At 42.0% G+C, this 15,411-nt stretch carries 13 protein-coding genes and 2 pseudogenes; 3 read left to right on the top strand and 12 right to left on the bottom strand.

All coding sequences use genetic code 11. The features are described 5' to 3' along the window. Nucleotide 1: 1 nt before the first annotated feature. Nucleotides 2–1,471, top strand: a complete 1,470-nt coding sequence (locus tag R3O62_RS20845) for a restriction endonuclease (RefSeq protein ID WP_250713832.1) — start codon at nt 2–4, stop codon at nt 1,469–1,471. A gap of 93 nt (nt 1,472–1,564) precedes the next feature. Here the strand turns inward: R3O62_RS20845 and ltrA are convergent. The 12 genes and pseudogenes from ltrA to R3O62_RS20785 all read right to left on the bottom strand — a co-directional run bounded on the left by ltrA (nt 1,565) and on the right by R3O62_RS20785 (nt 13,838). Continuing rightward, a pseudogene (ltrA, locus tag R3O62_RS20840) lies at nt 1,565–2,967 on the bottom strand (group II intron reverse transcriptase/maturase). Nucleotides 2,968–3,572: 605 nt separating this feature from the next. Further along, the gene (dcm, locus tag R3O62_RS20835; protein ID WP_269109857.1) at nt 3,573–4,733 is read right to left on the bottom strand and encodes a DNA (cytosine-5-)-methyltransferase; all 1,161 of its coding nucleotides are present in this window, start codon (nt 4,731–4,733) and stop codon (nt 3,573–3,575) included. 36 nt (nt 4,734–4,769) lie between these two features. Beyond that, entirely contained in the window at nt 4,770–5,939 is a 1,170-nt protein-coding gene (gene dcm, locus R3O62_RS20830; protein WP_250713830.1) for a DNA (cytosine-5-)-methyltransferase, read from the bottom strand. After that, on the bottom strand, nt 5,926–7,770 hold the full coding sequence (locus tag R3O62_RS20825; RefSeq protein ID WP_250713829.1) for an Eco57I restriction-modification methylase domain-containing protein: 1,845 nt from the start codon (nt 7,768–7,770) through the stop codon (nt 5,926–5,928). Before R3O62_RS20825 ends, dcm (R3O62_RS20830) begins: the two co-directional genes overlap by 14 nt. Before the next feature lie 15 nt (nt 7,771–7,785). Next, a complete protein-coding gene (locus tag R3O62_RS20820) occupies nt 7,786–7,995 on the bottom strand; it encodes a helix-turn-helix domain-containing protein (protein WP_250713828.1) in 210 nt (69 codons plus the stop codon). A gap of 600 nt (nt 7,996–8,595) precedes the next feature. Then, entirely contained in the window at nt 8,596–8,925 is a 330-nt protein-coding gene (locus R3O62_RS20815) for a hypothetical protein (protein WP_250713827.1), read from the bottom strand. A gap of 185 nt (nt 8,926–9,110) precedes the next feature. Next, nucleotides 9,111–9,515 (bottom strand): hypothetical protein, encoded by a 405-nt coding sequence (locus R3O62_RS20810; RefSeq protein ID WP_269109856.1) that lies wholly within the window; start codon nt 9,513–9,515, stop codon nt 9,111–9,113. Nucleotides 9,516–9,550: 35 nt separating this feature from the next. Beyond that, nucleotides 9,551–10,492, bottom strand: coding sequence for a relaxase/mobilization nuclease domain-containing protein (locus R3O62_RS20805; protein ID WP_269109855.1), 942 nt, complete (start codon nt 10,490–10,492; stop codon nt 9,551–9,553). Then, entirely contained in the window at nt 10,482–10,790 is a 309-nt protein-coding gene (locus R3O62_RS20800; protein ID WP_250713824.1) for a MobC family plasmid mobilization relaxosome protein, read from the bottom strand. The genes R3O62_RS20805 and R3O62_RS20800 overlap by 11 nt, the downstream gene beginning before the upstream one ends. 138 nt (nt 10,791–10,928) lie before the next feature. After that, a pseudogene (locus R3O62_RS20795) lies at nt 10,929–12,009 on the bottom strand (DUF6371 domain-containing protein). A 75-nt stretch (nt 12,010–12,084) separates the two neighbouring features. After that, nucleotides 12,085–13,461, bottom strand: coding sequence for a DUF3987 domain-containing protein (locus tag R3O62_RS20790; RefSeq protein WP_250713822.1), 1,377 nt, complete (start codon nt 13,459–13,461; stop codon nt 12,085–12,087). 11 nt (nt 13,462–13,472) lie between these two features. Next, nucleotides 13,473–13,838 (bottom strand): helix-turn-helix domain-containing protein, encoded by a 366-nt coding sequence (locus tag R3O62_RS20785; protein ID WP_250713821.1) that lies wholly within the window; start codon nt 13,836–13,838, stop codon nt 13,473–13,475. A 172-nt stretch (nt 13,839–14,010) separates the two neighbouring features. Between R3O62_RS20785 and R3O62_RS20780 the strand changes: the two genes are divergently transcribed. Together R3O62_RS20780 and R3O62_RS20775 are read left to right on the top strand one after the other, a co-directional pair. Beyond that, nucleotides 14,011–14,589: a hypothetical protein gene (locus R3O62_RS20780; protein WP_269109854.1), complete on the top strand. Its 579-nt coding sequence runs from the start codon at nt 14,011–14,013 to the stop codon at nt 14,587–14,589. Further along, nucleotides 14,579–15,385: an SEC-C metal-binding domain-containing protein gene (locus R3O62_RS20775; protein WP_250713819.1), complete on the top strand. Its 807-nt coding sequence runs from the start codon at nt 14,579–14,581 to the stop codon at nt 15,383–15,385. Before R3O62_RS20780 ends, R3O62_RS20775 begins: the two co-directional genes overlap by 11 nt. The last annotated feature ends 26 nt before the right edge of the window (nt 15,386–15,411 follow it).

Below are 15,411 nucleotides of genomic sequence, written 5' to 3'. Positions count from 1 at the left end.
CATGGCAGAAATGGAATATCACCCAAACTACGACAAATACGTAGAAATGATTGTTGCTCATCCAAACTACAAAGGCTTGTATTACGAGCGTGGTAAGGATGGCAGAGTTAATTGGGTTGTAACTGGCAAATCACTTAAAGGTCAGAAACGACAGGCTTGGTGGGATGTAACCTGCAAAAGACTTGGTGTAACAATTCAGAAAGGCTGTTATGCTAAGGTTGCTCGTATGATTCATCCAACAGGTAAGCATGTATGCCAATGTTGCGGAGAAGAGCGAAGCATCTTTTATGAATACCCAACACTCAGAACACTCAAAAAACTGAACGATGCGTTCGGCTTGAATCTATCACAAACAGACTATACTATCCGTGAGTTTGTGGCTGAGTTCTGTAAGACAAATGCTCAGTTAGCTACAATAGCACGCATGTTTAAGCTTCCCATTCCAAGGGATGCAGAAGAACTCATCAATACAATAAAGGTTGAGCTGATAGATAACGAAAGCAGCTTCTTCTCTCCTGGTGTAATGTGTAATCCACCAGATCGTTACAATGGATTCCACTCTTATGCACTTTGCTGTAGAAAGATTAAAGATACAGGTCGTCACGATGAGAACATGAAGACCTATACTCAGGATCGTCGTGCTTACGAGGATTGGTCAGATGGCGATTATAATCTTGCAAACCGGCTTATGGGTGAGTTTCACAAGTGCCCACCAATGCCATGTCCTATGTGTGGAACGGTAGATGTGATGAGTGCTGACCATATAGGCCCAGTATCTCTTGGCTTCTGTCATAGCAAACACTTTGCGCCTATGTGTAGAAGTTGCAATAGTGCAAAAAACAATCGCTTCACAAAAGCGGATGTGGACGAATTGATCCGACTTGAGAACAAGGGTGAGCAAGTAATAAGCTGGCACTCAAAGTATATTTGGGATTTGCTAAAAAATTGCATACAGAATGATATTGATGCGAAAAAGGCAAGTTCGATTATGGCGAAAACTCACCAGAATATTTTGTACATTCTCTCGTTGATTTACAAGGCAACTGGACGTGACTTCCTCATGCGCTATCTCCATCCAGAGTATTCGATGATGGATTATCGATTTGAAAATTTCGATTTGAAATATCTTGATCGTATGACAATACTTGCATCGCCTCTGGATAGTAAAAACAAGCGCAACAACCAAGAGCGTTATGTGCGCATTGCCTTTGAAAGTCTTGAAGAATTTGGTCAGAAAACTAACCGAAAGAACAACTTCATTGTAGACGAGCATAATCCAGACTTACGTTCTATCGTCTTATTGATTAACTCACAACAACACAACAGAGCGGACTCAAAGCTAAAGGAGCTGATTTACGATGTATCAAAGAAGATAGCAGAAGCCGAATGGGGCATCAAGTATTACCAGATGGATGAAGACTACTTCTCTTCAACCATGGTTGCAGAATCCGGCTTTGATGACAATGAGTAAAAAATCGAGTAGGAAGAAAACGAAAGTTTTCTTCCTACTTTCGTTTTCCGACCTCTCACACCACCGCACGTGCCGTTCGGTATACGGCGGTTCCTATTTTGGGTACCATTCGAGATAACTATCCGTAAGCGTGACGTACCCTGCCTTTCTCAAATTCTCATTTGATATGGCTCGTGTCAAGATTGGGCTGGCGGCTATACGCCAATAACCAAGACGTGTGTTACCCCATTGATAGGCTTGCCATTCGGCTATTCCACATCGTTTGAGGTTGGTTATCCTCGTCTTGGGTTTTTTCCAACATTTCCATATACACATCCGTATCCGTCGCCTTAACCATTCATCGGTTTCAAGGCAAAGCCGTTTTATCTGGGCAAGATGATAGTACCCTATCCAACCTCGTATGTACTCTTTCAGCTTCTGTTTCCTGCGTTCATGCCCCCAACCGTTACTGCGACTCGTCAGCTCTTTGAGCTTGGCTTTCATCTTGGTTTTGGGGTGTACTGTAAGCAGGCATTTGCCTTTGTTTACATAAAAGGAGTAGCCGAGGACTTTATCCCCCCCCGTACATAAGACACTACAGTTTTCTCCCGATTTACTTTCAGAAAGAGCCTCTCCTCTATAAATCGTGTGATACTTGCCTTTACACGCCACGCAGCGCGTTTGGATTTACAGAATATCATGGCATCATCGGCATAACGTACAAAGGGATGACCTCTGCGTTCGAGCTCTTTGTCCAATTCGTTGAGCATTACATTGCCCAACAACGGACTGAGAGGGTCGCCTTGCGGTGTGCCATCCTCGCTCGCTTCAAACAATCCCCGGTTGATTACACCACTGCTTAGATATTTGTGTATCAGACTGACTACCCTGCCGTCTGTTATCGTGCGGCTGAGGATATCTATGAGCCTGCTGTGGTTTACGGTATCGAAAAAGCGTTCAAGGTCGAGGTCGACCACATATTTGTAGCCCTCGTCAACTATCTCTTGCGCTTTCCGAAGTGCATCATGGCAGCTCCTCTTGGGACGGAAACCGTAGCTCGTCTTGGAGAACTGTCGCTCATAAATTGGGGTCAGTACCTGATTGATGGATTGCTGGACTAATCGGTCTACCACCGTGGGGATGCCCAATAGTCGCTTCTTGCCGTTGTCCTTGGGTATCTCTACCCTAGGCACAGGATTGGGACGGTATGTCCCTTGTTGCAATGAACTTGTCAACTCATCCTTGTTGGCCAAGAACCACGGCAGCAACTGCTCACACGACATCTTGTCAATACTGCCACTGCCCTTGTTCCCTACCACGGCCTTGTAGGCGCGGTTGAGATTGTCGGGGCTGAGAATGAGTTCCAATAAATGTGCCTTGTCGAATGGTACTTCCGCGAAGTTGTCTTCACATATCCACATGAAAGTCTGCACTCCCTCATACCGTTTGGTTGCCGACCTGTTTCTTTGAGGGCAGTCATTAGCTTGGGCTGATGTTTTCTGCATTCTTCCTTCCATACAGTACGTTTCAATTACTTTCGCTTAATTGTTAGGTTCTGCCCTTCGTGGGAGGTTGTCCGAAAACTCTTCGAGTACTATCATTTTGTCATTCTGAATGGAGTAAAGAATCTGAATATATCCGCTTTGAACTTACAAATTCTTCGTTATACATAGAATGACAGACAAAAAGAAAGCAAAAAATAGTTTTCGGACAGCCTGGGGGGTATTGACTCCCCCCACTACTATGGCATTTGCCGACTTCTCACGGCAAGCTTTACTCCACAACTTTCGTAAAAAAAGCTATTTGTCGTGTCCGTGAACCCTCCCCGGATAAGGGCATTATCTTTCCACCTTATACTTGCTTCATTTACACCGACCGTTCCGAATAGCTATTGGGCTTTGGTTTGTGTAGCAACCTTACCCACGGTCATATGCCTTGTATGAAGTTTCTGTTCATCAGGCTAGATGTTTGCCGTCGGCTTCCTTCAGATTTCACCTCGCGATGAACACCCTTGCCTTGGGCTATACGCTTGCCGCTATTTGGCCACGTTAGGGACTTGCATCCGTTAGATAATGCTTGTGCCGAGCGTACTACAATAATAGTGGAGGGGTATCCTCCACTATTATCCTTTATGAGCATACATTTCGTAGAATTGCGAAAAATCTATCTGTCTTTGCATGAGTAAATCGTATGGTGTAGGGTTGGATATGTTCCATTCCATTTCAAGCACTCCACCTCCATTCTCAATCTCTGGCATGCTTCCGATTGCATCTCGAACGGTTACTGGTTCTGGTAAAGATGTATCCTTATCATCAAACAGAGGTGTAGGCTGATCAAAGTTTATAGTAGGGTCTAAAGAACCTATGATAAACACACGTTTACGTTTTTGAGGCACTCCAAACCACATGGCATTTAATTTCAAAGGAGTACCAACGTGATAACCCTCATCCCTAAATGCATGGATGATGTCTTTTATGGCTTCGCCTTGCCTCATGGTTAAAATGCCTAACACATTCTCCATGATAAAGAATTTGGGCTTTAGAACTCGAACGACGGCAACGCATTCTCTAAATAGTTGATTGCGTTGGTCGTTAGGGTCGCGCCATCCTGCATAAGAGAAACCTTGACATGGAGGGCCACCAAGAATTACATCAACTTGCCTACCTTCGCATGCGTCATAGATACGTTGCTTGGTTTCGTCTGATGTAATATCACCTAAGATGAATTTATCCTCGCTCGCGTATTTTGAATGGTTAAGAATATTCGTCTTGATGATGTTCTTGTCAATTTCGTTTGCTGCCAACAGGTTAAAACCGTTTTGGATGAAACCTTCTGACAATCCACCACACCCAGCAAACAGATCAACAAAGTTATAACTGTCTAAGTGCGGTTTTATCAAAGTTGACACAAAGCGACTCAACAAAGGAGGCACAGCATTACCTATTTGCTTGAATTGTGATGCCTTTGAACCCACAAAAACAAAATCGTCAGGGAATGACTGAAGCCTCGCAGCTTCACGAGTTGACATTACTTTGTCTTGGCTTGGGTGTAGATTGCATCCGTTACCCACATGGTTGAAATATGTTGCTATGGTGTAGCTTGGAGCATCCCATCGCATTCTTCCATAGTAGGTAGTTCTTCCTCCTGTTGCACGAATGCCATCAAGCCTTCTGTCAGAGATGGACAAAGGTATATCCTTCCAGTTACCTCCCTGTGGTATGTGCCTTGCAAGTTCTTGTGCGTATGCACCAATCTTATGTGCAACGTGATTGTATAAAATCATAGAATAAAATGGAAGAGGCATGAGCCTCTCCCATGATTACATTTTGTTTAGCTTAATCTGATAAAACTCGTCGAATGAAATTTCTTTAGCCATCAGTCTGTCATAAGCAGATGGATTGTCAATCGTGATTTCCATTTCTTCTTCACCTCCACCATCTGGAATTGCAGGGAAAGAACCAATAGCTTCTCTCACCGAAACATACTGAGGCAAAGGAAATAAGCCCTCTTTCTTATCCGAGAACAAAGGTGCTGGCTGACCAATAGTAATGTTTTCTCTGCAGCCAATAAGAATTACACGCTTTCTCTTCTGAGGTACACCAAAATCTGCGGCAGTTAGCTTTAGAGGATTATTGACATAATAACCAGTATTAGCAAAAGCATGGATAATCTCCTTGATAGCTTCGCCTTTTCTCATGGTTAATATGCCTGACACATTTTCCATGACAAAAAACTTTGGCTTGAGGGTTGTTACTATGTCAACAAAATCTCTGAAGAGCTGGTTTCGCTTGTCTTCAGGATCGCGCCATCCTGCGTATGAGAAGCCTTGACATGGAGGACCACCAAGAATTACATCAACTTGCCTACCTTCGCATGCGTCATAGATACGTTGCTTGGTTTCGTCTTTCGTGATGTCACCAAGTATAAACTTATCCTCACTTGCATACTTCGAGTGGTTGTATTTGTTGGTTTCAAATACGCTTGCATCAAACTCGTTTGCAGCAAGAAGATTAAAACCATTCTGAATGAAGCCCTCAGACAATCCTCCGCATCCAGCAAATAAGTCTACTATGTTGTAGCTATCAAGATGAGGTTTGATTAAGGTGGAAATCATTCTTGCAAGCAATGGAGGTACAGCATTACCTATCTGCTTGTATATGCCAGATTTGGTTTTCCCAATAAACACAAAATCATCTGGGAATGACTGAAAGCGTGCAGCTTCACGAGTAGACATAACTCGCATCTGTTCTGGGTGCAAGTTGCATCCGTTAGGTACCCGGTTGAAGAATGTGTTTATTGTATAACTCGGTTTGTCCCATGTGAGTCGACCGTAGTATGTTGTTCTTCCTCCACCATTACGAATGTTGGCGAGTCGATTGTCCGTTATTTCCTCAGGTATATTTTTCCAGTTACCACCTGCAGGGATATGTTGCGCCATGTCCATTTCGTGTTGGCACATCTTGTATGCAACGTGATTATATAGTTTCATAATGCTGCTGTATTATAAAGTTAATTTCCTCTCCCTTCAATCCATAGAGAGAGCATATTTTTTGGTTACGCTCCTTTTCGTCTAATTCAATAACGTCTGAAGTTACCAAATCCAAATCGATCAAAGGCAGCTCATCCAACTCGTAATTGTTGATGTGATTGTTGGTACTTGTGACCTTGAATCGCCAATTGAGCAGAGCACTATTCATTAACACATTCAGTTTTGCCAAGTTGTCTTCGCTTGAAGAAATGTAATTACATGAATTGCCTAAGATGTCTTGTGACTCGGAATAGACAAAGCGCAATCTGATATTCTGCGTCTGATTGGAAATCTGCTGACAGATAAGCCTCTTTCTGCCGAAGTCGTTCTTTTTGAAGTCTTCGGATTTCTTTTCTAAGAATGAAGGCATCACATATTCATGGTTGGTATCTCGCAATCCGTCAATTGAAATCATATTTCCTCTGACAAGACGATATTCAGTTGGCTCAGATGTTACATAGCTTTCATAGAGTGTCAAATCCAATTCACCTCTTTTATTGCGAACAGATTTGTTTTCCTTTAGTTTGGAACACCCTTTGAGCTTCTTTAATATCTTCCACTCAACTTCTTCTACAGAAGGTATTTCCCAATTCTCATCGAATATAAGTTTCACATCGTTTATAGATATGTTGTACTTCCTACAATGATTCTCTATGTTGATATTTGTCGTAGGAGTTCCCTTCTGCAAATGGAATATACAAGTGGCTTGGGTAACATTATCAAACAATGGATCATCCTCCGAGAAATACTTTATGTAATACACATTGTGCGCCCTCAAGAAGTACTTTCTCAGTTTGCTGGCTGAAATGTCGGCAAAAAGAGTTGATGGACAAATAATACCCATCTGACCATCCTCCTTTAACATCGACATCATCGCCTCAAGTGAAAGTTGATACAAGTTCAGCATTCCTTCGATCGCATACTGGTAGTATTGTGATGTCCTGAAATACTTGGCAAGGCTATTGATGCTCTCAACAGTTTTTTCGTCCATCTTGCGCTTGTTTGGTTTCAGGACAAGGTATGGAGGATTAGAAACGATAGCATCGAACTTACCCACATGCAATCCTTTCATATCTTCAGGCTTAATCGACAGCTCACTAAAGAATAAATCATTAATAAGAGCATTTCGGCAAATAATATGCTCCGAAACAGTCTTCATTGTGTCGAAGGATATTTCGTGCAAATAGCTCAAGGCTGATATTCTTGAAATGTTTACTGCTATAGGGTCTATATCAATAGCATAAATTTGGTACAAAACAGATTGCTCTGCTTCTATACCTTTTTCTTTGAAGTAACGAACGACCTGTTTGTAGAATCTACCAGTACCTGTAGCGAAATCGAGGATGTTAGCGTCTTTTAAGTCACACGCCAAATTATCCATTGTGCGCTTAACAATAGAATATGCGATTTCATCCTGGGTGTAAACAGCTCCGCTTTCAATAAGATTTTCCTTACTTTTCTTTCTGACTATAGTGTTATTCCTAACACCAAAGATGCTATTTAAGTAGGCGATATGAAGTTGCTCACACAATGCAGGAATTGCGGAAACTTCAAGGTCGACATCTTCAAATAGTGAACAATCAGATAACGCACCTTCAAAGTAGGTAATGAAGGTATCCATGCCAAACTCTTGAATGCGAAGATTGACATACTTATACACCAGGGCGTTTACCACCTCGGCGTGTATCTGCTTGTATGACTCCTTTAGAATGCGTTCGTTTAATTCGGAACTTGTTGAGATCCCTTCTTTCAACAAACGTTCTTCTATATCTAAGATTTCTTTTAATGTCATTTCTTCTAGAACATTTTAGATGATACGTTCCTCTTCATCAGCAATCAAGTCCTTCAAGTCAACAGACAAGATTTTTGATATTTCGAGGAGTGTTTCAAGGTTTGGCTGAGAGCGGTTACACACATACGAATTTACCGTATTGAAACTTTTGTCGAGCTTCTTTGCTAGCCATGTTTGGGAGATACCTTTTTCTTCCAGAACCTCCTTTATGCGATTTAATTTCATATTATTATAAAATATTATTGTGCAAATATGCGCAAAATATCTTTGTAAATTGCACTTTCAATTAAAAAAATGACATTTCGGGTGAATTTTCTTATTATCAAAGTTGATTTCAATAACTCTACGACTATATTTGAAGGCTACGCTTGGTTAAAAATGTGACAAATATCATCCACCTATAGATATACTATTGGCAGACGATTTGAAAAAAAACTTTTAGCTGTTCTTCACAAGTCCATCGATGACCTGACGGCGGTAATTTATACTCTGTCTATAGAGAGGGTTTGCAAAAGTTCGTCAATACGGAATGTATTTTTGTAATTATTCTGCTTAATACAAGATCAATCCTATCTCTCTTACGTATGATTAACATTGGAAGAGGAACTGGAGATTCTGGATTAGCGACTAATTCAACATTCCATCTGTCGTAGTTAAAATAAGTTCTTATTGAGAGAATAATATCTTTGTCTCTTGATAAAAACTTTTTAATTACTTGCTTACGGAAAGTTGCTTCGCGTTTATCAGACAGCCCCTCCATTAGTAAATTAAAAAATCTTTTTAGCTCTGTATAGTAAACGTATCCATTAGGTGCGAGATTGACTTTTAAGCCAATGTGTTGGGTGCATTCGGTATCTTTATACAGTTTGTAAACAAACCAAATATTGGCGACGGCACATTTTTGTATGCAAGTTTATCACCACCTCGATCTTCACCAATTGAGTACTTGGGAATAACCTCTTTCTGAATATAACTGAGGTTATATTCGCGCTCCAGTTCTTCTTCAAGGAACGATTGTAATTCTTCTATGGATATTATTCTCGTGGGAGAATTGAAATGTTTGAACTCTGCTTCTGCTTTTCTTTGCATTCCTTCATCCCTTGTCACAAGCACATCACACCTCATCGCATAAAATGAATGAAGTGCATCAGTCATAATGTTTAGGATGTTGCGTTTTTTATCTCTACTATAACCGCAAAAAGCGAGTGCAGTGTATTCTGCTAGGAAGTAGTTGAAATTGTTCTTTCCATTTGATCCATAATGGAGGAATCTGCTCATTAGGGCATATCGAAAAGAGAAAAGGAGAGGGGAAATCCCCCTCCTTAACTCTAAACCAAGTTTCAGACATTCAAATCTTTCATCGCCAATCCATAGTTATCTTGCCCGAATAGGTCTTTATGGATAAGTTTCAGACCGAGTGTCTGATAATATTTGTAGTCATCGCCTTCGGTACAGAGGTATTTGTACCCATAGCAAGGCATGTACTCCTTGAAGAATCGAGCCAAGTCTTTCAGGCTTTCGGATTGGTTCTTCTTGAAGTTACTGCGGACAATGATGATGCTCCAGTCGGGGAAGTTACCCCTTCCACAACTATACTCCCAGAAGCGGATGTAGCAGTCCAAATCCCGCTCACGGATGTCCACACAAAAGCCATTGGCATTTTGCATCACGCTACAACTGTTTCTGTAGCCGAACTTCTCACACAAGTAGAGATTGAAATCAAGAATCAAATCGTTTTGTAACATAATTGATTGAATTTAAAAAGTTAATAAATGGTGAATTATAAATGAAAGCCTCGCTTGCGCTTAGCCTTTTTCTTTTTCATCAGACGGTTGAACTCAGCTTCTTCTGAGGCAGTGGCATCATAAGATGAACTGTCATTCAGCAGACCAAGACTGATACTTGAACCATTGTCGGAATGGGAAACGCTTTGTTGCACTTCTTCATCTTTATGCGTGACCCCTTGTTTATGGTATTCAAATGAGGATGCACAAGCATTCTGTTCCAATCGGTTGTTCATATTCAAATAGCTGAACTCCCGGCTGACTTTTGAGCCGGAGAAAGAAAAACCGTTGTACTTAAACTTGACACCCAGTATTTCTCTTGTAGTCCGGCTGACCTTGAATTTCATATCAATGTCACGGTCGGCAAGGGCATCTTTCAGTTCTTCCCAATTTTGAGCTGTGGGCAGTTCCTCTTTCAATGCTTTGTATATCTCGTGCTTTGCACGGTTGTAGGGGCGCAAGCGTTCCTCTTTGATACGGTCTTTACCATTGGCAAAGTGCAAACGGTATTTTGCCGTCAACATCTTACACGCCTTTTCATTTCTGCGGAAGTCGTTTTTGTCGCTAATCGTTTTACCTTCATTGTCCACCCGATTGAAAACGATGTGGCAATGCGGATGCTCACGGTCTATATGCCGGGCGATGATGTATTGCGTGTTTTCGATGCCCATCAGTTTCATATAGTCGTGGGCGATTTGTAACATCAACGCATCATCAGACTTCAAGCGTTCGCCATCTTCAGGAGAGAAGTTGAGTGAGGTGTGTTCGACAATATTATTTACCTTGTTATTGAGCAATGCTTGTAATTCAAATTGCTCCGCCATCTGTTCGGGCGTACCATCCACTCCGACAGCTTCCAGCAATTTTGATTTCTCCTCATTGAGAACATAGCGGACACAGCCACTGAATGATGTTCCTTTGGTCTGTTTACCTATCATCTTTCAGTTGCTTTATGAGTTGGTTAATATGCTCTGCCATCTCCTCGCATCTTTCGGCAACGGCAAAGAAACCGTAGGTGTTTGCCTGCTTCGCCAACTGGTTTAGGTTGGTGCTTTCACCTATCAACTGACGGATGATGTGGATATGTTCTTTTGTTATTCGCTCACGCACTGTTCCATTCTCGATGAGCGAACGGATGACTGCGCTTTGGGTCTGCTTGCTCCGTCTGCAGAGCGCACCGAGCCATGCGAATTGGTCGTAAGATAGACGGAGAGTTATCGTATATTTCTTTTCCATTTTGAATTGCTTTTAGTGAATAATTTGTGACCATCGGGAGCCGCCTCCTCAGACTTTTTGAGGAGCAAGTGGTCGGGAAATGTAATACACCGACATTAACTTGCTACAGTAAAAAAGTTTCGATTCCTCTCCTTTTGTTCAAAGTTTGAATCCTCGTTTCTTAGGTGGTGAAACCTTCGGTTGAGGGATGCCCCATTGTACACTGATGAGCTTCAAATCGAATGTCTCTATCAGTGTTTTCAAGTTCGGATTCCTCTTAATCATCTGCTGGAGTATGGCTTCATCGGGGCGTACCTTCAACAGATAATCGGCTATGTCGTATCCCTCTTTTCGTTCGTTTTCGGTTGCTATGGCTTCCAGATAATCGAACAGTTGTACATCAATTCCATAGCTTTTCATCAACCCGATTTTGCTCTGCCAATAGTCGGTCGCTCCCAAATCGGGGAATAACACAACGCTTCTTCCTGCAAGAACGGACAGGCTGTTGGCATTGAAACAACCGTTCTTTCCACCAGATGCAATCCATGGGAATTGGGGTAGGTAGTAGGATGCAATGATTGCCGTTTTCTCGCTTTCGACCAATGCAACAGGACGGTTTTTGTCTTCTGGAAGCAGATGCTCACCAAAGAAACATTGCTTCAGATTGTAGTCCTCTTTATGCAGTACGGAGTGTACCCACGTGACATGATTGTACGGCTCTTTTATCCGCTTACCTGTTGTCGGATTGTAAAGCATTATCTTACCAGTGCGTACTCTGTTCTGATAATCCATTTGCCAAAATACGGTTGCACCGTCCCAATATTTGGAAGTTCCTACTTTGTATTTTTTCATCAGTTTCAATGTCTCCGTTTCTCCAAATTGAGCCGATAAAAATTGAAACAGTTTGTTGTCGGGATAGCGTTGTAACGACTGGTTGACTATATCCAAATCAATGTAAGAAGTGGCTTTCGACTCGGCTTCTCTAATGGGCATATAGTTCCGAAAGTTATCTTCGGACAACTTTCCCCTTTCAGACGGATTCCGTTCAAAGTAATCACGGGGCGTGAAATGATAACCACATTTCTGTTCGCGGTCGCAACCGTCCCACGTAATCAGGGAACTGGATTCGCTTTTCCGTATCAATGTACTTGGAAAAACATCTTTTGCGGTGGCAGTTCGGGCAAGTGTGCCGGGTGCTGACACCTTTATAGGGTTCTAATATGAATCTATGTGTACTCATCGTTTTCTTTTTTAGTGTGTCACTTTTGTCATTATTGTCGTTTTTGCTTGGAAAGTGTCAAAACCGACAATAATGTCATGGGTTAATCTTTGAATATTCTCCATGCTTCTCTTTGCGGAACAATGTCCCGATATTGTCATTGAGAAAGCGTTGAAATGTCCGCTCCTTCATCCCGTTTTTCTCGGCTACTTGTATAGCTTGGGCAGTTGTAAAGGACGGAGGCAGCAGATTGACTATCGCTTGTTGCTGACAGTTGAGGGCATTCTCATTCAGAATATTTTGTACGCTTAATGCAGATTCTTTGAAATACTCCGTCAGTTTAATGGCTCTCTCCACCGTTAGCAGGTCGATACAAGCCTTGTCGCACTCTCCACAAGTCCATCGTGCCAGTTGGATAATCAGACATAAACGAATGATGTATATCTCCAACTTGCAATAGATACTTACGATGGTGTCGTTCGTTTCCCGGTCGCACAACTCTGAGAAATGGTGCTGCCACTCGTAAAGCCGTTTCTTCGCACCCTCCGAGAATAAGAGAATTTGCGGTTCAATCTCTCCATGTTCATTGATGTTACACTCCGATTGTATCAGCTTGTCAATGATGGCATTCCACTCTTGCTCAATATCTTCCGGCAGCTCTTTGTCATTCCATCGTGCCTTCTGTTGCAAGTTGGGCATCACAAACAGGATGCGGTCAATAAACCCGTTGCTGGAGCGTTCACCTTTAGCCAACTCGTTCAAGATTTTCTTTTGGATAGTACCAATGACCGATATATACGGACGCTTGATGAAGATGGAACTCTTGGCATTCTTGCGGTCGGATATGGTGGTTTTTGCACTGAACACCGAGAGCCAAAACTGTTCTTCCGAACCGTTGTTATAGCGGTTGAAGTTCTTGAACCAAGCGGATAATTCATCTACCCATAAGCATAGCCCACGTTTGTTTTGCGCATGAATGAGGCTCAACCCTTCGGGCGTTACATCAGAAACCAAGAAGCGTTTGCGGATAGGTTCTTGCGGGAATTGCTCTTCACCGCTTTCCGCACGTTCCTTGCGGCTCATACTTATCAGCTCATCGTACTTGGCAAGAGCCTTTTCAAATTCCTGATTCTGTCGGTAGTCATGATCAAGAAACGGCTTCATCGCAAAGCTGAGCGGATGGCTTTTGTTCGCTCCCGGTCTTCCAATCAATGCCATATACAGGATGGGGCTTTCCATCCAGCCTTGCTTGATTTGGGCAAGGTGTGTGTTTCCTATGCCGACTGCTATTGCCGTGAGGATGGCTGCGGCAATGTAGTCGGTAGGGTAGTTATGGCATTCGTGTACCTCACGGATAATGCGTTGAATTTTTGCCGGGAATATGCTGACGGGGAATGCCGTACCAGACAATCTTGTGCTTAAATCAATCGCTTCATCAATGATGGATGCCGGATTAATAGAATATGTATCCATAGACCAACCCATTAAAATTGCACAGATGATTTGGGTTTATGGCGTACACCGCTCTGCATACTGACGAGCACCTCCTCGTAGGTCTGCTCGGAAGTCTTTCTCCGTCCGTTCTCAATCCAAGCAAGAAGTTCGTCCTCATAGAAATAGAGTTTCTTTCCTTTCTTGTAAGCCGGAAGTAGCCCTTTGCGTACCAATGTATATATGGTAGGTTTGGCTTTTCGGATGATGCGGCAAGTATCCTCAATTTCCACCAATATATGTTTGTCAGATGGCTGTGGCTGTAGTTCCGCTACCATCTTTTTCAACTCGATGACCTGTTCGGTCAGATAACCTACCGCTTCGGGCAGCTTATCAAATGTTACTGTTTCTTTTTGCATACGCCAATCGTTTTTAATTGTTCGACGGCAAAGGAAACAGGTGTTTTAATGGTGGAATCATTCACCAGAATATAACTGATGAATAACTTTTGATGGTAATATGTAATGATTACGAGTAATTTAAGTACCTTTGCATAAAATTTGAGTATGGAAAATACAGATAGTTGGAATTATGTCAAAACTAAGTGAATTGGTTGGTACTGTTGAAGAGTCACGTCTTGTCATTCAAGAATATTTTAAGACATTGGATGATTGGTGTACTGAGCTGGAACTGTCGGATACCATAAAGCAATCTGTAATGTCTTCACAGTTGGTTCTTATACCAGAGGGGTTTCGTGACTGCCCAAAGGCGTTTACTAACTATACGAGTGACTTCTATAATTACTGCAAGCATATCAATAGTGTGAGTATCGAAATCTGCTGCAATGATGAGGAGTTTACGCAATTGAAGTTGTGCTCAGTAAAAGTTCGGTTGGGGAAAATAATTTCTACATCAAGCATATCTGGTGTTATCATTTGGAATCTAGTCAGCGGTTATATCAAGGATGTTATTGATGAAGCTGTCAAGACGGAACCAGTTGCAGAACAGGTGGCAGATGCACCATCGTTTCAGTCAGAACTAGAGTGTTCTTTCTCTGTTATTATTCGCGACTCAACAGGTAAATGTATTGAAGTGAAATATGACGGACCAGTGTCGGGTATGGAAGAAGCTGGAGAACAAATCAAGATGATAGCTGGTGATGGAAAGTAAATACAACGATATTTTGGAACATCTTTGTGATGATTCTTTCAATTACAAGGAAGCACTGAATGTCTTACAACAAGATCTGCATGATGCAAGGAGCAATCATCAAGAGCAGCAAGCCAATAACTTATGGGTGATAAAGATTGTTATTGAGATATATCAGGAAATAGTTGCAGTGTATGAGTTGCTGCAACAACACGAATACTACAAAGCGTGGTGTGGAGCGGAAAAGGTGGAGATTATGTGCAATAACCTCCGACGCAATTTCCCAGGCGTTTTTCCTATCGTAAAAGACCTGTATGAATGTGTCATCCGACTGCAGTGTTTGTATCCGTATAAGATATTTTGTAGCTATGTGATACAAATCAAGCGGGAGCGTTGCTCTATCTGCAATCAAATTCGTAGCATAAGGCATGACTGTGGACACAGAAGAGGATATGTGTATAATGGTCAGTTCTGCTGTAATATAATCGAGGAGTGTGAACTCAAAAGTATAGATCTTGTGGACAATCCAGTACATAAGTATGCTGTGCTATTTACTATGGGCAAAGGTGGAAATAGTGAGGATAACTATGATTACTCGTTGGTAGAGGGATTGATGCAATATTGGACGAAGCCATTTCAATATTGGATATACGATATTAAGCATATACATAAGCCTTTGACCGATTTTCCAGAACTGACGGATGATGACTATTGTCCTTGTGGGTCGGGGAAAAAGTACGGTGAGTGCTGTAAGTCTGATCCTGAGGGTGTAAAGCACAAAGTGTACCAGTTCAGGGTAGAACGATGTTTGTTATAAGTGTTTTTAATAGTATTTTGATATAG

The organism is Bacteroides hominis (genome assembly GCF_033042785.2).
GTDB lineage: Bacteria > Bacteroidota > Bacteroidia > Bacteroidales > Bacteroidaceae > Bacteroides > Bacteroides hominis.
Note: the sequence above shows the minus strand (reverse complement) of the source record. Positions and strands in the feature narration are given on the sequence as shown.

What these genes read in the sequence shown, in the direction of transcription:
- R3O62_RS20845 (WP_250713832.1), top strand. Translation starts at nt 2, where the DNA reads ATGGCAGAAATGGAATATCACCCAAACTACGACAAATACGTAGAAATG.
- dcm (WP_269109857.1), bottom strand. Translation starts at nt 4,733, where the DNA reads ATGATTTTATACAATCACGTTGCACATAAGATTGGTGCATACGCACAA.
- dcm (WP_250713830.1), bottom strand. Translation starts at nt 5,939, where the DNA reads ATGAAACTATATAATCACGTTGCATACAAGATGTGCCAACACGAAATG.
- R3O62_RS20825 (WP_250713829.1), bottom strand. Translation starts at nt 7,770, where the DNA reads ATGACATTAAAAGAAATCTTAGATATAGAAGAACGTTTGTTGAAAGAA.
- R3O62_RS20820 (WP_250713828.1), bottom strand. Translation starts at nt 7,995, where the DNA reads ATGAAATTAAATCGCATAAAGGAGGTTCTGGAAGAAAAAGGTATCTCC.
- R3O62_RS20815 (WP_250713827.1), bottom strand. Translation starts at nt 8,925, where the DNA reads ATGACTGATGCACTTCATTCATTTTATGCGATGAGGTGTGATGTGCTT.
- R3O62_RS20810 (WP_269109856.1), bottom strand. Translation starts at nt 9,515, where the DNA reads ATGTTACAAAACGATTTGATTCTTGATTTCAATCTCTACTTGTGTGAG.
- R3O62_RS20805 (WP_269109855.1), bottom strand. Translation starts at nt 10,492, where the DNA reads ATGATAGGTAAACAGACCAAAGGAACATCATTCAGTGGCTGTGTCCGC.
- R3O62_RS20800 (WP_250713824.1), bottom strand. Translation starts at nt 10,790, where the DNA reads ATGGAAAAGAAATATACGATAACTCTCCGTCTATCTTACGACCAATTC.
- R3O62_RS20790 (WP_250713822.1), bottom strand. Translation starts at nt 13,461, where the DNA reads ATGGATACATATTCTATTAATCCGGCATCCATCATTGATGAAGCGATT.
- R3O62_RS20785 (WP_250713821.1), bottom strand. Translation starts at nt 13,838, where the DNA reads ATGCAAAAAGAAACAGTAACATTTGATAAGCTGCCCGAAGCGGTAGGT.
- R3O62_RS20780 (WP_269109854.1), top strand. Translation starts at nt 14,011, where the DNA reads ATGTCAAAACTAAGTGAATTGGTTGGTACTGTTGAAGAGTCACGTCTT.
- R3O62_RS20775 (WP_250713819.1), top strand. Translation starts at nt 14,579, where the DNA reads ATGGAAAGTAAATACAACGATATTTTGGAACATCTTTGTGATGATTCT.